This is a genomic window from Streptomyces sp. NPDC001933 (genome assembly GCF_042890955.1).
GTDB lineage: Bacteria > Actinomycetota > Actinomycetes > Streptomycetales > Streptomycetaceae > Streptomyces.
Window position 1 is genome coordinate 423,694 of record NZ_JBIASS010000003.1, and the last position, 21,972, is coordinate 445,665.

The 21,972-nt window shown below is 72.4% G+C and carries 14 protein-coding genes; 5 read left to right on the forward strand and 9 right to left on the reverse strand.

Going from position 1 to position 21,972, the window contains the following annotated elements:
* Positions 1 to 87 precede the first annotated feature (87 nt).
* The 4 genes from ACFYY7_RS09720 to ACFYY7_RS09735 form a co-directional block, all read right to left on the reverse strand.
* Entirely contained in the window at positions 88 to 411 is a 324-nt protein-coding gene (locus ACFYY7_RS09720) for a hypothetical protein (RefSeq protein WP_124717384.1), read from the reverse strand.
* 32 nt (positions 412 to 443) lie between these two features.
* On the reverse strand, positions 444 to 812 hold the full coding sequence (locus ACFYY7_RS09725) for a WhiB family transcriptional regulator (protein ID WP_266729837.1): 369 nt from the start codon (positions 810 to 812) through the stop codon (positions 444 to 446).
* Positions 813 to 986: 174 nt separating this feature from the next.
* Complete coding sequence (locus tag ACFYY7_RS09730) at positions 987 to 1,322, reverse strand: hypothetical protein (protein ID WP_388659166.1); 336 nt, start codon at positions 1,320 to 1,322, stop codon at positions 987 to 989.
* A 165-nt stretch (positions 1,323 to 1,487) separates the two neighbouring features.
* Positions 1,488 to 3,683 carry an ATP-dependent DNA helicase UvrD2 gene (locus tag ACFYY7_RS09735; RefSeq protein ID WP_388659169.1) on the reverse strand — a complete coding sequence of 732 codons (2,196 nt, stop codon included), beginning with the start codon at positions 3,681 to 3,683 and terminating at the stop codon, positions 1,488 to 1,490.
* Positions 3,684 to 3,988: 305 nt separating this feature from the next.
* Here ACFYY7_RS09735 and ACFYY7_RS09740 point away from each other — a divergent pair, with 305 nt between their 5' ends.
* Positions 3,989 to 4,243: a mycoredoxin gene (locus ACFYY7_RS09740; protein WP_388659172.1), complete on the forward strand. Its 255-nt coding sequence runs from the start codon at positions 3,989 to 3,991 to the stop codon at positions 4,241 to 4,243.
* Between the two features lie 76 nt (positions 4,244 to 4,319).
* Here the strand turns inward: ACFYY7_RS09740 and nudC are convergent, their stop codons facing one another.
* Both nudC and ACFYY7_RS09750 read right to left on the reverse strand, forming a co-directional pair.
* Entirely contained in the window at positions 4,320 to 5,267 is a 948-nt protein-coding gene (gene nudC, locus ACFYY7_RS09745) for an NAD(+) diphosphatase (RefSeq protein ID WP_266729841.1), read from the reverse strand.
* 44 nt (positions 5,268 to 5,311) lie between these two features.
* Positions 5,312 to 6,706 (reverse strand): dipeptidase, encoded by a 1,395-nt coding sequence (locus tag ACFYY7_RS09750; RefSeq protein ID WP_388659174.1) that lies wholly within the window; start codon positions 6,704 to 6,706, stop codon positions 5,312 to 5,314.
* A gap of 183 nt (positions 6,707 to 6,889) precedes the next feature.
* Between ACFYY7_RS09750 and ACFYY7_RS09755 the strand changes: the two genes are divergently transcribed.
* Positions 6,890 to 7,639, forward strand: a complete 750-nt coding sequence (locus ACFYY7_RS09755; RefSeq protein ID WP_388659177.1) for a hypothetical protein — start codon at positions 6,890 to 6,892, stop codon at positions 7,637 to 7,639.
* 9 nt (positions 7,640 to 7,648) lie between these two features.
* On the opposite strand, the gene ACFYY7_RS09760 is transcribed toward ACFYY7_RS09755, so the two are convergent.
* The 3 genes from ACFYY7_RS09760 to ACFYY7_RS09770 form a co-directional block, all read right to left on the reverse strand.
* Positions 7,649 to 11,110, reverse strand: coding sequence for a UvrD-helicase domain-containing protein (locus ACFYY7_RS09760; RefSeq protein WP_388659180.1), 3,462 nt, complete (start codon positions 11,108 to 11,110; stop codon positions 7,649 to 7,651).
* Between the two features lie 76 nt (positions 11,111 to 11,186).
* Complete coding sequence (locus ACFYY7_RS09765) at positions 11,187 to 14,606, reverse strand: ATP-dependent helicase (protein WP_388659183.1); 3,420 nt, start codon at positions 14,604 to 14,606, stop codon at positions 11,187 to 11,189.
* 422 nt (positions 14,607 to 15,028) lie between these two features.
* Positions 15,029 to 15,463, reverse strand: coding sequence for an MGMT family protein (locus ACFYY7_RS09770; RefSeq protein WP_388659186.1), 435 nt, complete (start codon positions 15,461 to 15,463; stop codon positions 15,029 to 15,031).
* A 245-nt stretch (positions 15,464 to 15,708) separates the two neighbouring features.
* Between ACFYY7_RS09770 and ACFYY7_RS09775 the strand changes: the two genes are divergently transcribed.
* The 3 genes from ACFYY7_RS09775 to ACFYY7_RS09785 all read left to right on the forward strand — a co-directional run bounded on the left by ACFYY7_RS09775 (position 15,709) and on the right by ACFYY7_RS09785 (position 21,902).
* On the forward strand, positions 15,709 to 18,486 hold the full coding sequence (locus tag ACFYY7_RS09775) for a lysylphosphatidylglycerol synthase domain-containing protein (RefSeq protein WP_388659189.1): 2,778 nt from the start codon (positions 15,709 to 15,711) through the stop codon (positions 18,484 to 18,486).
* A 121-nt stretch (positions 18,487 to 18,607) separates the two neighbouring features.
* Complete coding sequence (locus ACFYY7_RS09780) at positions 18,608 to 20,212, forward strand: alpha/beta hydrolase (RefSeq protein ID WP_388659192.1); 1,605 nt, start codon at positions 18,608 to 18,610, stop codon at positions 20,210 to 20,212.
* Between the two features lie 109 nt (positions 20,213 to 20,321).
* A complete protein-coding gene (locus ACFYY7_RS09785) occupies positions 20,322 to 21,902 on the forward strand; it encodes an alpha/beta hydrolase (protein ID WP_388659195.1) in 1,581 nt (526 codons plus the stop codon).
* Positions 21,903 to 21,972 lie beyond the last annotated feature (70 nt).

Below are 21,972 nucleotides of genomic sequence, written 5' to 3' on the forward strand. Positions count from 1 at the left end.
GCGGAAGGGGTGGTACTGACTGTGGGTACTGGTCGCTGCCGGGCAGAGCGGCTGCCCGGCAGCGGGTGTTGCTGGTGTGCGGCCCGACTAGTGCATGACGGCCATGGCCAGCGCGCGGCGGGCGCGCATCGAAGCGCGCTCGGCCCGGCGCTGCATACGGCGCGCGTTGACCAGGCGTACCGCCTGGCGCTCCGTATCGGCCTCCCTCATGCGGTCATGCATATGAGCACGAGCCAGGGCTTCTGGGATGAGTTGCATTTCGCGGGTCCTGTTCTGACGCGAGTCGTTCGCGCCAATGATCGTGACGTTCGGTGTTGCGGAGCCGACGGGCTCATTGGTGGGGACGGACATTGCTGCCTGATTTCGGGGATCGTGGGTGTGGGGACGGTCGATGGTTCCGATGCGCTTCATGGGCTTGGGGGCCGTGACCCCCAGTCCGGCGATCACGCCGCGACCGGGTTCTTGCGCGGACGGCCACGCGGCCGCTTGCGAGCGACGACGACGCCCTGGATGAAGAGCTCACCGCCCCAGACGCCCCACGGCTCGCGACGCTCCTTGGCGCCGGCGAGGCAGGCCTCGACGAGCGGGCAGGTGCGGCAGAGAGACTTGGCGTACTCGACGTCGGCGGGCGACTCCGCGAAGAAGACCTCCGGGTCGTAGGAGCGGCACGGGACGGGCACGCCGAGGTTCTCGATGGCGTCGTCGAGCGCGGTGAGCGTGGTGAGGGGGAACAAGGTGGAGTCCTCCGTGAGGCCGGGCGGCGGGATCGTTTCGGAAGGCGGTACGGACGGGGCGTGCGCTTCGAGTTGCACGGTGGGTGGTGTCCTCGTCTGGTCGTTCCGGCCTGGTTGGCCGGGTGGCGGCTGGTACCGGGTGTTGCTTGTCCCGAGGCTCCTTCGCGCTGTCTCGTCCGTTTGGACAAAACAAAAGGGCCGCGGATCCCGAGTGGGGTTCCGCGGCCCTGAAGGCGCCGGCCTGATGGTGAATCAGGCTGGATCACTCCAGGGTTCAGGCCCACGGAAGGCCCACATCGTGTGGTGGTGCATCGTCTGCTTCTTGGCGCCGGATTCCACTCCCGCACCGACGGCCGCAAAGGCATAGGCCTGGGCCTGTCCCTTCGCTACTGCTGCTGCCGGTGCCTGAGCCGGTCGCTCATTGCGCTCCCGCACGGGGAGGCTCGCAGGGGACAGCGGACGGGCGACAGAAATGCCGGACAGACCGGTGCCACGGAGCGAGGACTCGGAAGAGCAGGCGAGGCCGAGCGAGCAGGCGGAGACGACCGAAAGATCGGTCATTTTGTTGGTCTCGATGATGCTGATCACTTCAATCGCCTCCTCTCGGCGTCTCGGGCGGACCGGCGGGCCGGTCCTACGTATTCGGATAAGTACAGCACAGGGCCAGGGCTTCAGAGAAGTCGCTGTTCCCGTGGTTAAGAACCTATGGTGATGACTGGGGCAGGCGCAAACTATTTTTTCGACGAGTTTTTCTCACCTCTCGTCAGCCGCCTCCGCGAGCACTTCCTCTACCGTCTCACCTGCGCAAATGGCCAGGACGGCGGTCCCGAACCGGCCCAGCTTCCGCGCGCCGACGCCGGAGATCACCGCCAGTTCGCCCTCGCTGCCCGGTACGGCCTCGGCGATCGCCATCAGCGTCTTGTCCGTGAACACGCAGAACGCGGGCTGACCGATCTCCTTCGCCCTGACCGCCCGCCAGTCGTGCAACCGCTCGTACAGCGCCTCGTCCATGTCGGAGGGGCAGTCCTCGCAGCGCATCAGTTTCATCTCGCCGGCGTCGGTGAGGGTCTTGCCGCAGACCCGGCACCGGGCGGGGCCGCGACGGCTGCGCTTGGCGACCGGTCCCGCCGGGCCACGCTCGATCCCGCCGCCACCGGCCGTGCCGCGTGTGCCGAGCGGCACCGAGCCCGGACGCATGCCGTTGAGGAACCGGCTCGGGCGCCGTCCGGCACGTCCGCCGGGCGAGCGGGAGAGCGACCATGACAGCGAGAGGTGGAGGCGGGCCCGGGTGACGCCGACGTACAGCAGCCTGCGCTCCTCCTCGATCTGCTCGTCGGTCTTGGCGTAGGTGATCGGCATCATGCCCTCGGTCAGGCCGACCAGGAACACGGCGTCCCACTCAAGGCCCTTCGCGGAGTGGAGCGAGGCGAGGGTGACCCCCTGGACCGTGGGGGCGTGCTGGGCGGCGGCCCGCTCGTCGAGCTCCGCCACCAGGTCGGAGAGGGTGGCACCCGGCCTGGCCCGTTCGAAGTCCTCGGCGAGCCGGACCAGGGCTGCCAGCGACTCCCAGCGGTCGCGCACCGCTCCCGAACCCGCGGGGGGCTCCTGGGTCCATCCCTTGGTGGAGAGCACCGCGCGCACCTCGGCTGGCAGCCCCTCCGCGTCGTCGAGCAGGGAGTCGTTGCCCCCGGCGCGGGCGGCGCCGCGCAGGGCGACTCCGGCCTCCCGCACCTCCGCCCGTTCGAAGAACCGCTCCGCGCCCCGCAGCTGGTACGGCACGCCCGCGTCCGCCAGGGCCTGCTCGTAGACCTCGGACTGGGAGTTGACCCGGTAGAGCACGGCGATCTCGCCGGCCGGGACTCCCGCGGTAATCAGATCGCGGATCCGGCGGGCGGTGCCCTCTGCCTCCGAGGGCTCGTCCGCGTACTCCGTGTAGGCGGGCTCGACGCCGGGCTCGCGCTGCGAGACCAGTTCGAGCCGGTGCTCGGCGGCGCGGCCGCGAGCCTGGCTGAGCAGTCCGTTGGCCAGATGGACGACCTGGGGGGTGGAGCGGTAGTCCCGGACCAGCTTGACCACCGTCGCGTTGGGGTGGCGGGTACGGAAGTTCAGCAGGTGGTCGGGGGTGGCTCCGGTGAAGGAGTAGATCGTCTGGCTGGCGTCGCCGACGACGCACAGGGTGTCCCGGTCGCCGAGCCAGAGGTCCAGCAGCCGCTGCTGCAGCGGGCTGACGTCCTGGTACTCGTCGACGACGAAGTGCTGGTACTGGCGGCGGACGTGGTCGGCGATGTCGTGGCGGTCCTGGAGGATGGCGACGGTGAGGAGCAGCACGTCCTCGAAGTCGATCACCGAGCGGTCGCGCTTCAGCTCCTCGTACGTCGCGTAGATCTGGGAGATCTCGGCCGGATCGCGCGGGGCGTCGCGCTGGGTCTTCGCGACCACGGCCGGGTAGTCGCCGGGCACGGTCTGGGTGACCTTGGACCACTCGATCTCGCTGGTGACGTCCCGCAGTTCGTTGCGGTCGAGCCGGATGCGGCAGCGGGCCGCGGCCTCGGCGACCAGCTGGACCTTCCGCTCCAGCAGCCGGGGCAGGTCGCCACCGACCGCTTTCGGCCAGAAGTACTGGAGCTGACGCCGGGCGGCGGAGTGGAACGTCCGGGCCTGGACTCCTCCCGCGCCGAGCTGGCGCAGCCGTCCGCGCATCTCGCCGGCGGCTCTGTTGGTGAACGTGACGGCAAGCACACTCGTCGGCTGAAGTATCCCGGCGCGCACCCCGTAGGCGATGCGATGGGTGATCGCACGCGTCTTGCCCGTACCGGCTCCGGCCAGCACACACACCGGGCCGTGCAGGGCCGTGGCGACCTCGCGCTGCTCGGGGTCCAGGCCGTCGAGCACGGCGTCGGCCGACTCGGGGACCTGTGGGAAGAGGGAGGAATGCGTTGCTGATGTCACCCCGCCATGCTGCCAGGTCGGGAGAGGCGGACGCGGAGGTTGTCCACAGGGGAGCTGTATCCGTCGTACTAATGCGCCCCGGCTGGTCTGGTGCGGTCAGGCTGGTCTGGTGCGGTCCGGCCGGTCTGGTGCGGTCAGGCTGATGCGGCCCGGCCGGTCGCGCGGCCGCCCCGGCCCGGCTGCGGGAATGGTGGTTGCCTCGCGTACGTTCCCCTTCCGTGCGGTGACGCACGGTCCAGCTTCTCCGCATGAGGGACATGACGGATGAGACGGATGAGACAGACGAGACAGAGGAGCGCCAAGACATGTCGGGCACTGTGACGATGTACAGCACCACGTGGTGCGGCTACTGCCGCCGGCTCAAGAGCCAGATGGACCGTGAGGGCATCGCGTACACCGAGATCAACATCGAGCAGGACCCGCAGTCCGCGGCCTTCGTCGAGAAGGCCAACGGGGGCAACCAGACCGTTCCCACCGTCCTCGTGGTCGGTTCCACGGGTGCCGAGGCCGTCATGACGAACCCGTCCCTGGCTCAGGTGAAGCAGGCGCTCGCCGTCTGATCCCGCCTCTCCCGCCGTGCGGGGACGCCCCCTTCGGTCCGGCACCGGAGGGGGCGTTCTCGTTCGAATCCCGGGGTCAGCCGACGCTGCCCGGCTTCGGGAGCGGCTTGCCGTACCAGAGCTCGATCAGGCGCGCCGCGATCGAGATGCCGAACGGGGGCAGGATCTCGCCCGATTCGAAGGCGGCCTTCAGGTCCTCGCGGGAGAACCAGCGGGCCTCCTCGATCTCCTCGCCGTCCACATTGATCTCGGACGAGGTGGCCCGTGCCATGAAACCGAGCATCAGGCTCGACGGGAACGGCCAGGGCTGGCTGGCGATGTACTCGACCTCGCCGACCGTGACCCCAGCCTCCTCGAACACCTCGCGCGCCACCGACTGCTCGATCGACTCGCCCGGCTCGACGAATCCCGCGAGCGTCGAGAAGCGGCCCTCGGGCCAGTGCACCTGGCGGCCCAGCAGGGCGCGGTCCTGGTCATCGGTCACCAGCATGATCACCGCGGGGTCCGTACGCGGGTAGTGCTCGGCGCCGCAGGCCGGGCAGCGGCGGATGTGGCCGGCCGCCGCGATGACCGTGCGTTCACCGCAGCGGGAGCAGAAGCGGTGCAGGCGCTGCCAGTTCTCCAGGGCCACCGCGTGCACCATCAGGCCCGCGTCGCGCGGGCCGAGCAGCAGACCGGCCTCGCGCAGCCCGGCCGGGCGGGCCGGCTGGTCCATGCGGCCGGGCAGGGAGTCCTTCTGGAGCGCGAAGTAGCTGACGCCGTCCTCGTCGGTGCCGAGGAAGTAGCGGTGGGTCTCGGTGACCGGGGCCTCGAAGGCCGGGGTCATGACGATCTCCGTACCGCCGTCGGCGGTGTCGTCGATCAGCACCTGGCCGCCGGAGACGACGAACACGCGGGTGGTCGGGTGGCTCCACGCGGCGGACAGCCATGCCTCGTCGAGGCGGTGGTGCGCGGCGCGGTCGATGCCGCTGGGCGCGGTGAGACCGATGGGCCGGTCTGCGGTGGCGTTGTCGAAGGTGCTCACAGGTGCTTCCTACTCCCCCGGGATGGATCGGGTGTTCAGAGGATTCAGCGGAGTGCGGCGGCCAACTCGCCCCAGAGGTGCGCGGTCGTCTCCACACCCTTGAACAGAAGGCCGAGCTCGACCTTCTCGTTGGGGGCGTGCCAGCCGTCGGACGGTACGGAGATGCCCAGGAAGAGGACGGGTGCGCCGAGCACGTCCTGGAGGTCGGCGGCGGGTCCCGAGCCCCCTTCGCGGGTGAAGAGGATCTTCTGACCGAAGGCCCGTCCCATGGCGCGGGCCACGGCCTGCAGGGCGGGGTGGTCCAGCGGCGTCAGGCAGGGGCGGGTGGCCGGGGCGAAGGTGATCCGGTGCCGGACACCGGCCGGGACCCGGGCCTCGGCCCAGGCCCGGACCACCTGCTGGATACGGTCGGGGTCCTGGCCCGCGACCAGCCGGAAGCTGAGCTTCACGAGGGCGGAGGACGGGATGATGGTCTTGCTTCCGGCGCCCTGGTAGCCGCCGCCGATGCCGTTGACCTCGGCGGTGGGGCGGGCCCAGATGCGTTCGAGCGTGGAGTAGCCGGCCTCGCCGGACGCCGCGCGAGATTTGGCGGTGCGCAGCCAGGTGGCCTCGTCGAAGGGCAGCTCCGCGAAGAGCGCGCGCTCGGTCTCGGTGAGTTCTGCCACACCGTCGTAGAAGCCGGGGATCGCAACCCGGCCGTCCGCGTCGTGCAGCGCTGCGACGAGCCGGGCGACGGCGGTCGCCGGGTTGGGGACCGCGCCGCCGAACGAACCGGAGTGGATGTCCTGCTCGGGGCCGTACAGCTCGATCTCGCACTCGGCGAGGCCGCGCATGCCGGTGCAGACCGTGGGGGTCGACTCGTCCCACATGCCGGTGTCGGAGACGATCACCGCGTCGGCGGCGAGCCGCTCGGCCCGCTCCTCGACCAGGGCGCGGAAGTTCGGCGAGCCGGACTCCTCCTCCCCCTCGATCAGGAGCTTGAGGTTGACGGCAGGGGCGGTGCGGCCGGTGGCGGCGAGGTGGGCCCGGACGCCGAGGGTGTGGAAGAACACCTGCCCCTTGTCGTCGGCGGCGCCCCGCCCGTACATGCGGCCGTCGCGGATCACCGGCTCGAACGGGTCGGTGTCCCAGCCGTCCTCGCGGGCGGCGGGCTGCACGTCGTGGTGGCCGTAGACGAGGACGGTCGGGGCGTCCGGGTCCTCGGACGGCCAGTGGGCGTAGACCGCGGGGGCGCCGGGCGTCTCCCAGATCTCGGCGACCGGGAAGCCGGTCTCCTCGAGCTTGGCGGACAGCCACTCGGCGCTGCGCCGTACGTCTCCGTCGTGCTCCGGCTGGGCGGATACGGACGGGATGCGCAGCCAGGCGGCGAGGTCGTCCAGGAAGGCTGTGCGGTGCTGCTCGGTGTACGTACGGACGGCGCTGTCCGGGGTGTCGCTCATGGCCTTGAGCCTAGTGCCTCGCCCAGGGGCGTCTTCCCGCCCGCGGTACGGGGGCCTCGCCCCGCGCTGCAGGGCGCCGTCGCAGCCGCTTTGGCCGGATGCCTGCCGGCGTTGTTCCTCCTCCAGTTGAATGGCTCCGCCGGGCAGCGCCCGATGCTCGGCCGCGAGAGGGGAGAGAGGGAGTTGAGCGCTTCAGGTGAGGGAACGCCGCCGAGTCGGCGGACCGGGGAAATCGCGGCGTGGGTCTCGGCGATCACCGCCGTCGTCGGTCTGCTGCTGGCGGTGTTCGGGGTCCCGCTCGTCGGCGGCTCCTCCCTCGGTAGGACCATCGCCGGCAATGCCGGCGCCCCGGACGCAACCGTCGGCCCCGACACCACGCCCTCGGCGTCGTCACAGGCCTCCCCTCCGTCGCAGGCCTCCCCTCCGTCACAGCCTTCTCCGCCGTCACAGCCCGCTCCTCCGGCCGTGCCCAAGGGCTGGCACCGTGTCGGCGAACCCGGCCTCACCGTCGTCTTCGCCCTGCCGGACGGCTGGACCCGGAACAGGCGGAACAGCATCCAGAGCAACTGGAACTCCCCGGACGGCGCCCATGACATGAGCGTCAAAAGGGACACGTCGTACGGAGCGACCGCCCAGGCAGCCTCCGCGGGGCAGCTCGCCTGGTACCGGGACACGGCCAAGTCGTCGATGGCCGATCTCAAGGCCGTCTCGCACACCACCCGGCAGAACGGCCGCGACGCCCTCTGGCTGGAGATCGACTACCACTGGGCGGGCCAGAGCGAACCCCGCAAGCGTGTCGAAGTCTTCGTCGCGGGCAGGGCGGGCCACGTCTACCAGCTGCTCTTCGACACCACCGCCCGTCCCGAGAAGCTCGCCGCGCAGCAGCGGCTGTTCGCGATCGCCCGCGCCCAGCTGCTGATCGACCGGGGTTGAGGCCGGGGGCTAAGGACTCTCGTCCAGCAGGATCCGTTCCAGCTCCGCCCGGCCCGGGAGGCGGGTGGGGTGGACGGTCTCGCCGCTGCGCACGTACAGGAACGTGGCGGTGACGTCGGTGAGCGGCAGGTCGTGCAGTTCCGCCCAGGCCAGGCGGTAGATCGCGAGCTGGAGGGGATCGGCGGTATTGGTGCGGGTGGTCTTCCAGTCGACGATCTCGTAGGTGTCCCCGGTGCGGTACACCGCGTCGATGCGGCCCCGGACGATCCGGCCGGCCAGGGTGATCTGGAACGGCGTCTCGACGCGGTACGGGGTGCGGCGGGCGTACGGGGTGCGCTCGAAGGCCTCCTTGAGTGCGGCGAGGTCGCGCTCGTCGGCGATCTCGGCGTCGCTCTCGTCGCCGCCGGGCAGCTCGTCGGGGCCGAGCATGGGCAGCGGCAGCTCCTCGAAGCGGGACTCCACCCAGGCGTGGAAACGGGTGCCCCGGCGGGCCGCCGGCTGCGGGGCCCGCGGCATCGGGCGGGCCAGCTCCTGGGCGAAGCCGTCGGGGTCGTCGGCCAGCCGCAGCAGCTGGGTGGCGGAGAGCGAGGCGGGTACGAGGACGTCGCGCACGGTGGCGCGGGCGCGGCGCAGCTCGCCGGCGAGGGCGTCGAGGTCGCGGTCCCAGGAGGCGAGGGTGCGGGCTTCCTCGGGGGTGAGACGGTGCGCCCCGGGGTGGTGTTCCTCGGGGTGGTGCTCCCCGGCGGGCTCGGGGGCACGGGCCGCGGGGATGTGCGGTGCTGGGGCGTGCTGCACCGGGGCCGGGGGGCGCTCCGTGGACAGTGCGTCCCAGTCGTCGGCTTCGTCGGGGAACGCCTCGTCGTCGTACCCGTCTTCGTACCCGCCGTCGAAAGGCTCGTCGTACGGCTCAGGGGCAACGGACGGCGCCTCGTACGCGTCCGGCACGCCCCCTGCCGTGGCCAGGGCCTCCAGGTGCGCCATCACCGTGTCCGCGGCGGCTCTGCGGCGGGTCAGCGCGGTGTCGTCGAGAGGGAGCGGCCACGCCTGGTCGGCGGACTTCCCGTCGAGCGCCGGGTTCTCCTCGTCCTCGGCCGGTTCGTCGGCCCAGACCTCGATCTCGCCGTGCCCGGCCGCGCAGTGCTCGTACAGCGCGTGCAGGAAGCCGGACGGTCCGCGCGGCTTCTTCTGGGACGGGCCCCACCAGTGGCCGGAGCCGAGCAGCAGGGTGCGGGGTCTGGTGAAGGTGACGTACCCCAGGCGGAGCTCCTCGGTGTGCTGGTGCTCCTTCATCTCCTCCTTGAACGCCTTGAGCCCCTTGGCGTCCCAGGAGGGGACGTCGGGGAGGGTCGCCCGGTCCCCGCGCAGGGCGTGCGGGAGGACCTTCGGCTGGGCGGTCCAGGCGTCGCGGGACTGGCCGCTGGGGAACTGGCCGGCGACCAGGCCGGGCACGGCGACGACGTCCCACTCCAGGCCCTTGGACTTGTGGGCGGTGAGGACCTTGACGGTGTTCTCGCCGCCGGGCAGCGCGTTGTCCAGGCCCTTCTCGTACTGGACGGCGGTGCGCAGGAAGCCGAGGAAGGCGAGGAGGGTGGCGTCGCCGTCGACGGCTGCGAAGCGGGCCGCGACGTCGAGGAAATTGGCGAGGGTCTCGCGGCGGCGGGCGGCCAGGGCCTGCGGCGACGCGGAGAGCTCGACCTCCAGGCCGGTGTTGGCGAGGACCCGGTGCAGCACGTCCATCAGCGGGTCGGCCAGCGAGCGGCGCAGGTCGCGCAGTTCGGCGGCGAGGCGGGCGAAGCGGATGCGGGCCTCGGTGGAGAACGGCAGCCCGTCGTCCTCCTCGCCGCCCGATTCGAGGAAGGTGTCCAGTGCGTCGGCGAGCGAGATCACCTCGGCCGGGTCGATGCCCTCGACGGCCTCGGCGAGCCGCCGGTCGGGGTCGAAGTCCTCGTCGTCGCCGTGGGCCGCGCGGTGGACCAGGAGCCGGGCCCGGCGGCCGAGCAGGGCCAGGTCGCGGGGGCCGATCCGCCAGCGGGGGCCGGTGAGCAGCCGGACCAGGGAGGCGTTGGCGCCGGGGTCCTGGAGCACCTCGCAGACCGCGACGAGGTCGGCGACCTCGGGCAGGTGCAGCAGCCCGGACAGGCCGACGACCTCTACCGGGATGTCGCGGGCCACCAGCGCGGCCTGGATCTCCGGGAAGTCGCCCGCGGTGCGGCACAGGACGGCGATCTCGCCGGGTGCCTTGCCGGTCCGCACCAGGTGGGCGATCGAGTCGGCGAGCCAGTCGATCTCCTCGGCGTGGGTACGCAGCAGCGCGCAGCGGACGATGCCGTCGCGCTCGGCGCCGGGGGCCGGGCGCAGTGCCTCGACGCCCTCGTGCATGGCGCGCAGGGGTGCGGCGAGGCCGTTGGCGAGGTGCAGGAGCCGGCCGCCGCTGCGGCGGTTCTCGCTGAGGGAGTAGCGGGTCGCGGGGGCGCCGTCGGCGTGCGGGAAGTGGAGCGGGAAGTCGTCGAGGTTGGCGACGGAGGCGCCGCGCCAGCCGTAGATCGCCTGGCAGGGGTCGCCGACGGCGGTGACGGCGTGCCCGGTCCGGTCCTCGGGGCCGCTGCCGAAGAGGGCGGAGAGCAGCAGCCGCTGGGCGACGGAGGTGTCCTGGTACTCGTCGAGCAGCACGACGCGGAACTCGTCGCGCAGGATCGCGCCGACCTCGGGGCGGGTGAGCGCCAGCTCGGCGGAGAGCGCGATCTGGTCGCCGAAGTCGAGGAGGTCGCGGCTCTTCTTGGCCTCGCGGTAGCGCCGGGTCAGCTGGAGCAGCTCGCGGCGGGCCTCGGCGGTCTCGGGGATCCTGCGCAGCTCGGCGTTGCTGAGCCGGGCCGATTCGAGCGCGTGCAGGAGGCCGGTGTCGTACTCGGCGAGCTGTTCGGGGCGTACGAGGTGTTCGGCGAGCTCGGCGTCGAGTGCCAGCAGGTCGCTGACGAGGGTGGGGAACGACCTGGTCAGGGCCGGGTAGGGGCCGGGGGCCTCGCGCAGTACGCGGGCGGCGAGCTGGTAGCGGGTGGCGTCGGCGAGGAGGCGGGTGGTGGGTTCGAGGCCGATGCGCAACCCGTGCTCGGTGAGGAGCCGGCCGGCGAACGCGTGGTACGTGGAGATGCTGGGCTCGCCCGGGGGGTTGTCCGGGTCGATGGCGTCGGGATCGGTGACCCCGGCCGCGATCAGGGCCTTGCGGACGCGCTCGGCGAGCTCACCGGCCGCCTTGTTGGTGAACGTGAGCCCGAGGACCTGCTCGGGGGCTACCTGGCCGGTGCCCACCAGCCACACCACGCGGGCCGCCATCACCGTGGTCTTCCCCGACCCGGCTCCGGCCACGATCACCTGCGGGGCGGGCGGCGCGGTGATGCAGGCCGTCTGCTCCGGGGTGAACGGGATCCCGAGGAGCTCCTTGAGCTGCTCGGGATCGGTGATACGTGAGGACACCCCAGAAAGGCTAACCGGACGCACTGACAACCGGCGGCGCCGAAGAACCCCCGCCCCCGCTCACTCGCTCACCCGCTCACTCCAGGACGTGGCGGCCCTCCGGCTGGGCGCTGCACGAGGCCCGGAAGGCGCAGTGCGTGCAGTGCTGGCCGGTCGTGGGGGTGAAGCGTTCGTCCAGGACCCGGCCGGCGGCGGTGGCCAGCAGGTCGGAGACCCATTCACCGGCGAGCGGTTCCTGCGCCTGCACCTTGGGCAGCGCGTCACCGCCCTCCTTCTTGGGGGCGGGCTGGCGCAGCTGTACGAGTTCGGCGCCGCCGGGCTCGGGGCGCCTGCCGTCGAAGACCTCGTCGACCGCGCCTTCCCGGACGGCCAGCTGGTACACGGCGAGCTGGGGGTGGCGGGCCACCTCGTCCTTGGTCGGGGACTGTTTGCCGGTCTTGAAGTCGACGACGTAGGCCCTGCCCTCGGCGTCCTGTTCGACGCGGTCCATGGAGCCCCGGATGCGCACCTCGTACTCCCCCGCCCCCAGCGTCACGTCGAAATCGTGCTCGCTCGCGGCGGGGGTGCGGCCGGTGCGGTCCATGACGTGCCAGCGCAGGAAGCGTTCGAGGGCGGCCCGTGCCTGTTCCTTCTCCTGCCGGGACTTCCAGGGGGCGTCGAAGACGAGCCCGTCCCAGACCGAGTCCAGCCGCTCCATCAGGACGGCGAGATCGGCGGGGGTACGTCCGGAGGCCACCTCGTCGGCGAGTACGTGGACCACGTTGCCGAAGCCCTGCGCCGCCGTCGCCGGGGCGTCCGCCTTCACCTCGCGGCCGAGGAACCACTGGAGCGCGCAGGTGTTGGCGAGCTGGTCGAGCGCGCTGCCGGAGAGGGCCACGGGCTGGTCCCGGTCGCGGAGCGGGACGGCGGAGCGGGTCGGTTCGTACAGGCCCCACCAGCGGTAGGGATGGGCCGCGGGTACGAGCGGCTGGCCCTCGTCGTCGGTGAGGGCGGCGAGGCGGGCGAGGCGGCGGGCGGCCTCCTCGCGCAGGGCGTCGGAGGCTTCGGGATCGACGGTGGTGGCGCGGAGTTCGGCGACCAGCGCGGCGACGGCGAGCGGGCGGCGCGGCCGGCCGGTGACGTCGCGCGGCTCGGCGCCGAGCTCGGTGAGGAAGCGGGACGGCTGGTCGCCGTCGTCGGCGGGTGCCTTCACCGCGGTGACGACGAGCCGTTCGCGGGCACGGGTCGCCGCGACGTAGAAGAGCCTGCGTTCCTCGGCGAGGAGGGCGCCGGGGGTGAGCGGTTCGGCCAGGCCGTCGCGGCCGATCCGGTCCGCCTCCAGCAGCGAACCCCGGCGGCGCAGGTCCGGCCAGAGCCCCTCCTGGACGCCCGCGACGACGACGAGGTGCCACTCCAGGCCCTTGGAGCGGTGCGCGGTCATCAGCCGTACGGCGTCGGGGCGCACCGCGCGCCTGGAGAGGGTGTCGGCGGCGATGTCCTGGGCGTCGACCTCCTCCAGGAAGTTGAGCGCCCCGCGCCCGCCGGTGCGTTCCTCGGCGCGGGCCGCGGTGTCGAAGAGCGCGCAGACGGCGTCGAGGTCGCGGTCGGCGTTGCGGCCGCCCGCGCCGCCGCGCAGCGCGGCGCGCTCCAGCCGGCCCGGCCACGGGGTGCCGGACCACAGTGTCCACAGGGCCTCCTCCGCGGTGCCGCCGCCTTCGAGGAGCTCGCGCGCCTTGCGCAGCAGTGCGCCGAGGCGCTGGGCGCCGCGGGCGTACGCCGGATCGTGCGCGACGAGCCGCTCGGGCTCGGCGAGCGCTCGGGCCAGCAGGTCGCCGGAGGGCGCCGGTACGCGGTTCCCGGCGGCCCGTTCCTCGTCGCGCAGGGCCCGGCCGAGTCGGCGCAGGTCGGCCGCGTCCATGGAGCCGAGGGGGGAGGCGAGGAGGGTCAGGGCGGTCTCGGTGTCCAGCCAGGAGGACGTCTCCGCCGCTGGGTCTTCCGCCGCCGCTCCCTCGGCCGCCGGAGCGTCCGCCTCCGGAGCCTCCGCCTCTGCACCCTCTGCAGGCGAAGCCTCCTCCGCGCCCGGCGCACTCCCGCGCAGGGCCGCCGTGGCGACCGCGCGCAGGGCTGTCAGGAGTGGGGCCACCGCCGGTTCGTGACGCAGGGGAAGGTCGTCCCCGTCGACCTCCAGGGGCACGCCCGCCGACGTGAGGGCCCGGCGCAGCGAGGGAAGGGTGCGGCCGCCGGCCCGTACGAGCACCGCCATCTCCTTCCACGGGACGCCGTCCTCCAGATGTGCCCGGCGCAGCAGATCGGCGATGTTCTCCAGCTCGGTGGAGGCGGTCGGGTAGGTGTACGCCTCCACGCTGCCGCCCTCGCGGACCGCGGTGAGCTCGCGGTGGGCGCGGACCTTCGCCGCAGGCAGCCGGGTCAGCGGCATCCGGCGGGTGAGCAGCCGGGTGGCGGCCAGCAGCTGTCCGCCGGAACGCCGCGAGGTGGTGAGCACGCCGACCGGGGCCGGGGCGCCGTCCGCCCGCCGGAACGTCTCCGGGAAGTCGAGGATGCCGTTCACGTCGGCGCCCCGGAACGCGTAGATCGACTGGTCCGGGTCACCGAAGGCGATCAGGTCCCGGCCGCCCCCCGCGCCCGGGGCGCTCCCCCGGTTGCCGGCCAGCGCGTGCAGCAGCCGCACCTGCGCCGGGTCCGTGTCCTGGTACTCGTCGACGAACACCGCGTCATACTGCCCCGCGAGCAGCGCCGACACCTCGGGGCGCTCCGCGAGCAGCACGGCCCGGTGCACCAGCTCCGCGTAGTCCAGCACCCCCTGCGCGTCCAGCACGTCCAGGTACTCGGCGAGGAACTCGGCGGCGGCCCCCCAGTCGGGGCGGCCGGTGCGGCGGGCGAAGGCGGCCAGCGCGTCCGGCCCCAGGCCCAGCTCGCGGCTGCGGGCCAGCACCGCTCGTACCTCGTCGGCGAAGCCACGGGTGGTCAGGCAGGCCCGCAGCTCGTCGGGCCAGCGGATGTGCGCGAAGCCGTCCCGCTCCAGTTCGAGCTGGCCGGCGAGCAGGTCGCGGACGGTGACGTCCTGCTCCGGCCCGGAGAGCAGCCGCATCGGTTCCGCGAAGAGGTCGGCGTCCTGGTGGGCGCGGACCAGCGCGTAACAGAAGGAGTGGAACGTGGTGGCCTGCGGGCCGCGCGCGGCGCCCAGCCGGGCGGCCATCCGGTCGCGCAGCTCCACGGCGGCCTTGCGGCTGAAGGTGAGCACCAGGACGCGGGCCGGGTCGCCGCCCCGCGCGATGCGTGCGGCGACCGCCTCGACGAGCGTGGTCGTCTTGCCGGTGCCGGGTCCGGCGAGCACCAGGAGCGGGCCGCCGGGGTGATCAACCACCGCACGCTGTGCCGCGTCCAGGAGAGGAGGGTCCACGGAGCCCGGCGGCGTGCGCACCAGCCGGTACGCGCCCCCGGCCCGCTGCCGTGTCTGGCGGTGCGGACTGTGCCGGGTGAAGGAGGAGGAGCTCACGTGGTTCGCCGGTCCTGGTGGGTGTGCTGATGCCGAGGGTTCCGAGGGTGTGGTGCGTCCGGTGCGTGCGATGCGTGCCGAGGGTGCGGTGCGCGCCGCGAACTTACGAAGCTACGCCAGCGAAGGCGCTGTGCGGGACGAGTGCGCTGCGTGCCTCATCACGTTCCGGGGCGCGGACGCCGTCGCGTGCCGGGGCGCGGACGCCGCCGCGAGCCCGGTCCGGCGTCCGGCCGTGCTTTTCGTCACTCCGCGCGTCACTCCGCGCGGCCACGATCCCGTCGCGTCACATGCCACAGGTCTTGCCGCCGGTCACATTTCATGCACTCCCGATCACCGCCTGCGCACCCTGGGTCACTTCCCGGAAGTCGGGGACGTCGTACGGCCCCGGTGCCGCCCGCTGTGCCGCCGGATGGCGGAAGCTGTCAGGTGTGAGCACCTCCGCCCTTGTCCCGGTCCGCGCCCCCGACCGCGGTGACGCCGTCCCACCGCGCCCGCTTCATGTCGAGGCGCGGCAGGTGGCCCTCCGCGCCTCGCGACGCCTCGCGCAGCGGGGTGCCCTCCGCGCGGTAGTGGTCCAGCGCCCGCAGTTCGTGTCCGGGGAGGAGTGCCCCGTCGGCGCGGACCACGCGCCACCACGGCACCGCGGCCCCGTACAGCGACATGGCCCGGCCGACCTGGCGCGGCCCGCCCTCGTCCAGCCACTCGGCGACATCGCCGTACGTCATGACGCGGCCGGGCGGGATCAGCTCGGCGACGTCGAGCACGCGCTCCACGTAATCCGGCAGTGCGTGGCTCGTGCGGTCGTCGCCCGTCCCGTCGTCGCCCGCCCCGTCGCCGCTCGTGCGGTGTTGGCTCATCCGACCCATCCTGCCGTACGCCACCGACATCCCGGCCCGGTCCGTGTGCGTCCGGTCACAGGACCTGCGGGCGGAAGCGAAGGGGCGTATCTTGCGCTTCCCATGTCCGTTCGTGTGTCCGTTCCCATGCCCGTGCAGTGCACCCTGATGCCCCCCTGCGTCGTCGGGCCGTGCCACCATCGTGCGGGCGGTGACCGGTGATACGAGAACACGAAGACCAATCAGAGGCGACGAAGGAGCAGGGCGTGCAGCCACCGAAGGCGGCGGACGCCCCTGACGCCGAGCCGCGGCCGGACGCTTCCCGCGCGCCCGCCGCGAAGCCCGGCACCGAGCCCGGAAAGCCGGTGTCCGTGCCCGCAAAGCGCGATGCCGAGCAGGCGGAGCTTCCCGGACATCTGACCGGCTCGACGCTCTCGTCCGCCACGGAGGAGCAGGCCGAACGCGTCTCCGGCGACGAACCGCTGCTCCCCGCCCGTGTGCACCGCCCCTCCGATCTGATGCGGCTCCTCATCGGGGTCCTGGCGATCGTCGTCCTGCTCTCGATCGCCGCGTTCGCCCACGGCACGACCACCGGTCTCGAACAGGACATCAACAAGGGCACCGGTCAGGCGCCCGACGTCCTGATCAAGACGGCCGGTCTCGTCTCCAGCATCGCCGTGCTGCTCGTCCCGGTCGCCTTCGCCATCGAGCGGCTGATCAAACGCGACGGGCTGCGGATCGCCGACGGGGTGCTCGCCGCCGTACTGGCGCACGGCGTGACGCTCGCCACCGACCTCTGGGTCGCCAATTCGGCCCCCGGCACCATCCAGGACGCGCTGACCCAGCCGCAGCCCGGTGACGCGCTCACCGATCCCGTACACGGCTATCTCGCGCCGGTGATCGCGTACATGACGGCGGTCGGCATGGCGAGACGGCCGCGCTGGCGGGTCGTGCTGTGGGTGGTGCTGCTGCTCGACGCGTTCGCGATGCTGGTCGGCGGCTACACGACCCCGTTCTCGATCATCCTCACCGTGCTGATCGGCTGGACCGTCGCGTACGGCACGCTGTACGCGGTCGGCTCGCCGAACGTACGGCCGACCGGTCAGCACCTCATGGCCGGTCTGCGCCATGTCGGCTTCCGCCCGGTCAGCGCGATGCGCGCCGACGACACCCCGGACTCGGCCGACCAGAGCGACCGGGGGCGCCGCTATCTGGTCTCCCTGGAGGACGGGCCACCGCTCGACGTCACGGTCGTCGACCGTGAGCAGCAGGCCCAGGGCTTCTTCTACCGGCTGTGGCGCAGGCTCACCCTGCGCGGCATCACCCAGCGCCGCTCCATCCAGTCGCTGCGCCAGGCCCTGGAGCAGGAGGCGCTGCTCGCCTACGCGGCGATCGCCGCCGGGGCCAACGCGCCCAAGCTGATCGCCACGTCCGAGCTCGGACCCGACGCCGTGATGCTGGTGTACGAGCACATCGGCGGCCGTTCGCTGGACGCGCTGGAGGACTCGGAGATCACCGACGAGCTGCTGCACGGCTCGTGGCGTCAGGTGAAGGCGCTCCAGTCGCGGCGGATCGCGCACCGCAGGCTCACCGGCGACGCCATCCTGGTGGATCGTTCCGGCAAGGTGTTCGTCACCGATCTGCGCGGTGGCGAGATCGCGGCCGGTGATCTGGTGCTGCGGATGGACGTCGCCCAGCTGCTGACCACGACCGGTCTGCGGGTGGGTGCCGAGCGGGCCGTCGCCGGTGCGCTGGAAGTGCTCGGTCCGGACGCGGTCGCCGACTGTCTGCCGCTGCTCCAGCCGATCGCGCTGAGCCGCTCCACCCGGGCGGCGCTGCGCCGGCTCGCGCGGGAGCGCTCGCAGCGGGAGCGCGAGGCGGTGCTGGAGGCGTCGGACGCGGCCAAGCGGGCCAGGGCGCACGAAAACGGGGCGGCCGACGCCGACCGCAGGAGCGACCGCAAGGCGCTGCGCAACCAGAAGCAGGCCGAGAAGCGCGCCCTGGACGACGCCCTGGAGGAGGCCCGCGAGGAGGACCTGCTCGCCCAGATGCGGCAGCAGGTGCTGCTGATCCGGCCGCAGGCCCCGGTCGAGCCGGTGCGGCTGGAACGCATCAAGGCCCGCACCCTGCTCAGCTGCATCGCCGGTGCGATCGCCGCGTACTTCCTCATCTCGCAGGTCACCCAGGCCGATTTCGGCGCGGTCGTCGAGCAGGCGGAGTGGGGCTGGGTGGCGGCCGCGGTCGGCTTCTCGGCCCTCAGTTACGTGGCCGCGGCGATGAGCCTGCTGGGTTTCGTGCCCGAGCGGGTGCCGTTCGGCAAGACGGTGCTGGCCCAGGTCGCCGGCTCCTTCGTGAAGATCGTCGCCCCGGCCGCGGTCGGCGGTGTGGCGCTGAACACCCGCTTCCTCCAGCGGGCCGGGGTACGTCCGGGGCTCGCCGTGGCGAGCGTCGGCGCCTCGCAGCTGTTCGGCCTCGGCTGCCACATCCTGCTGCTGGCGGCCTTCGGCTATCTGACCGGCACCGAGCGGACGCCGTCCTCGCTCACCCCGTCCAGGACGGTGATCGCCGGGCTGCTGACCGTCGCCGTGCTGGTGCTGGTGGTGACGGCGGTCCCGTTCCTGCGGAAGTTCGTGGTGACGCGGGTGCGCTCGCTGTTCGCCGGGGTCGTGCCGCGCATGCTCGACGTGGTGCAGCGGCCGCAGAAACTGCTGACCGGCATCGGCGGGATGCTGCTGCTGACCGGCATGTTCGTGATGTGCCTGGACGCCTCGGTCCGGGCGTTCAGCGGTCCGGACGTGCCGCACCTCAGCTACGCCAGCATCGCGGTGGTCTTCCTTGCGGGCAACGCGCTGGGGTCGGCGGCGCCCACACCGGGCGGCATGGGTGCGGTCGAGGGTGCGCTGACACTGGGTCTGATCGCGGTCGGCCTGCCGAAGGAGGTCGCGGCACCCGCCGTGCTGCTGTTCCGGCTGCTGACGCTGTGGCTGCCGGTGCTTCCCGGCTGGCTCTGCTTCAACCATCTGACCCGCAAGGGCGAGCTCTGACACCTCCTCAGCCGCCGTGCGGGACGACCCGCACGGCCGGTCGGGGGACGGCCCGGCCGCCCGCCACCCGCTTGGACCGGTGCTCCGTGCAGCGTCCCGGTTCCCGCCGCACCATGGGGCCATGAGGACCTCCCCTGCCCTGCGTGCCGCCGCGCTGGCCGCCGCCGTGACCGTGCTCCTGCCCATCACCGCCTGCTCGAAGAGCGGCGACAAGGAAGGCCCGGACGGGCCGCAGAGCTCGCCGCTCGCGGCGAACGCCGCCGACGCGAGCAGCTCCGGCGACCTCGCCTCCCAGAAGCTGGCGTGGAAGCCCTGCCCCGCCCCGTCCGCCGCGCAGGGCGGCGGGGCGGCGCCGACCCCGCTGCCCGGCGGCACCCCCTGGGAGTGCTCGTTCATGAGGGCCCCGCTCGACTACGCGAAGCCTGAGGGCGCGACGATCGAGCTGGCCCTGATCCGGGCCAGAGCCAAGAACCCGGACAAGCGGATCGGTTCCCTCATCTTCAACTTCGGCGGCCCCGGCGCCTCCGGTGTCGCCACCCTGCCCGCCTTCGGTGCCGACTACGACAAGCTCCGCGCCGGCTACGACCTGGTCAGCTTCGACCCGCGCGGCGTGGGCCGCAGCGACGGGGTGGAGTGCGAGACCGACAAGCAGCTCGACGCCCGTTTCGAGATCGACGGCACCCCGGACACCCCCGCGGAGGTGAACACCCTCGTCAAGAGCACCAAGAACTTCGCCGCGGCCTGCGAGAAGAACTCCGGCAAGCAGCTCCCGTACGTCGGAACCACCGACGCCGCCCGCGACATGGATCTGATGCGCAAGGTGCTCGGCGACAAGAAGCTGTACTACTTCGGCATCTCGTACGGCACCGAACTGGGCGGCGTCTACGCCCACTTGTTCCCGAAGAACGTAGGCCGGTCGGTGCTGGACGCGGTGATCGACCCGACACAGGACTTCGAGCAGTCCTCGCTCGGCCAGGCCCGGGGCTTCCAGCTCGCGCTGGACAACTTCACCCAGGACTGCGTCGACCGCGGCGAGGCGTGCAGGCTTCCCGGTGCCACCTCGAAGGAGGTCGAGCAGGGGATCTCCGGCCTTCTCACGGGCCTGGAGAAGAAGCCGGTCCCGGGGCTCGGCTCGCGTCAGCTGACGGAGACCCTGGCGACGACCGGGATCGCGGCCGCCCTCTACTCCAAGCAGACCTGGCCGCTGCTGGAGCAGGGGATCGACGAGGCCGACGGCGGCGACGGCGCGCTGCTGCTCGCCCTCGCCGACTCGCTGAACGGCCGTTCCCAGAACGGCCAGTACGACAACTCGACGGCCGCCAACACCGCCATCAACTGCGCCGACTCGAAGCAGCGGTTCAACGCGGACCAGACCGAGGCCAAGCTCCCCGAGTTCCGGTCCGCCTCGAAGATCTTCGGCAACTATCTGGGCTGGTCCCTGATGTTCTGCACCGGATGGCCGGTACCGGGCGCCTGGAACACCCCGGACGTCAGCGCCCCGGGCGCGGCCCCCATCCTCGTCATCGGCAACACCGGCGACCCGGCGACGCCGTACGAGGGCGCGAGGGCGATGGCCGACGCGCTGGGCGAGGGCGTCGGTGTGGAGATGACGTACAAGGGCCAGGGGCACGGCGCGTACAACAGCGGCAACGCCTGCGTGCAGAGGGAAGTGGGCGGCTACCTGCTGGACGGAAAGGTTCCGGCCGCCGGGACCGTCTGCAAGTAACGGCGCGTCCCCGCCAGGCAACACCTAGCATGGGCGGACTTTCTGTACGTCGCAGGTACGGGCACATCTGTACGCCGCGAGTACAGGCAACATCGGGGAGGACGCACACGTGGTCGCACACGCACGCGCCGGGGCTCTGGCCGGCGCCGCACTTCTGCTGACGGGTCTGCTCGCGGGCTGCGGCGGGGGTACGGACGACAAGGCGGCCGACCGGACGGACCGCGATCCCGCGTCCTCGGCCGGCCGTCCGTCCACCGCTTCGGACGGGCAGCCGGGCACCCCCCGGCTGCCCGCCGCCCTCACCTCCCAGCGGCTGGACTGGAAGGGCTGCGAGGCCCGCGCGGGCGAGAGCGCCCCCGGATCCGACTGGCGCTGCTCGACGGTCCGGGTGCCGCTGGACTACGCGAAGCCCGACGGCGAGACGATCGGGATCGCGCTGATCCGCAAGAAGGCCCAGAACACCGGCCGGCGCCTCGGCTCGATGCTGTTCAACTTCGGTGGCCCCGGCGGTTCGGGCGTCTCGATACTGCCGCGCGCCGCCGGCTCGTACGAGAACCTCAACTCCCGCTACGACCTGGTGGGCTTCGACCCGCGCGGGGTCGCCGGCAGCGAAGGGGTGAGCTGCCGCACCGACAAGGAGCAGGAGACCGCGTACCGGAAGGTCGACATGACCCCGGACACGGCGGCCGAGGAGACGGCGTTCATGAAGGACGGCGCGGACTTCGGCGCCGGCTGCGAGCGCCGCTCCGGCAAGGTCCTGCCGTACGTCGGTACGACGAACGCCGCCCGGGACATGGACCTGATCCGTGCGGTGCTCGGCGACAAGAAGCTCACGTACTTCGGGATGTCGTACGGCACCGAGCTCGGCGGCACCTACGCGCACCTCTTCCCCCCGAACGTCGGACGCACCGTGCTGGACGCCGTCGTCGACCCGACCGCGGACACGATCGGGCACGCCCGCAACCAGGCGACCGGCTTCCAGCGGGCGCTGGAGAACTACCTCAAGGACCGCGGCCAGGACCCGAAGGCGGGCACGCAGCGGATCACGAAGCTGCTGGAGCGGATCGACCGGAAGCCGCTGCCGACCCGTTCGGGCCGCGAGCTCAACGAGTCGCTGGCCATCACCGGCATCGTCACGCCGCTCTACGCCAAGAGCAACTGGCCGTTCCTGACGCAGGCGCTGGACGAGGCCGAGAAGAGCGGCACCGGCAACATGCTGCTCCAGCTGGCCGACTCGTACAACGGCCGTGACAAGAAGGGCCACTACGACACCCAGAACCACTCGCAGCGCGCCATCTCCTGCGCGGACAGCAAGCTCCGGCCCACGGCGGCCGAGGCCAGGGCGCTGCTGCCGGAGTTCCGGAAGCTGTCCCCGGTGTTCGGCCCGTTCCTGGCGTGGGACACGGCCGGCTGGTGCGCGCAGTGGCCGGTGGAGGGTGAGCACGACAACCCGGAGGCGAGCGCTCCGGGCGCCGGTCCGGTGCTGGTCGTCGGCACGACCGGTGACCCGGCGACGCCGTACGAGGGTGCCCGGAAGATGGCGGACGAGCTGGGCAAGGGCGTGGGCATCATGCTCACCAACAAGGGCGAGGGGCACGGCGCGTACGGCCAGAACTCCTGCGTGACGTCGACGGTGGACGCGTACTTCCTCGACGGGATGGTCCCGGACGACGGAAAGACCTGCTCGTAGCACCGATCCGGAGCACGACGAAGGGGCCGGTCCGCAGCTGCGGACCGGCCCCTTCGATGCGTTCGTACCA

Coding starts and splice junctions, on each gene's coding strand:
- ACFYY7_RS09720 (WP_124717384.1), bottom strand. CDS start 411: ATGAAGCGCATCGGAACCATCGACCGTCCCCACACCCACGATCCCCGA.
- ACFYY7_RS09740 (WP_388659172.1), top strand. CDS start 3,989: ATGTCGGGCACTGTGACGATGTACAGCACCACGTGGTGCGGCTACTGC.
- ACFYY7_RS09750 (WP_388659174.1), bottom strand. CDS start 6,706: ATGAGCGACACCCCGGACAGCGCCGTCCGTACGTACACCGAGCAGCAC.
- ACFYY7_RS09770 (WP_388659186.1), bottom strand. CDS start 15,463: ATGAGCCAACACCGCACGAGCGGCGACGGGGCGGGCGACGACGGGACG.
- ACFYY7_RS09780 (WP_388659192.1), top strand. CDS start 18,608: ATGAGGACCTCCCCTGCCCTGCGTGCCGCCGCGCTGGCCGCCGCCGTG.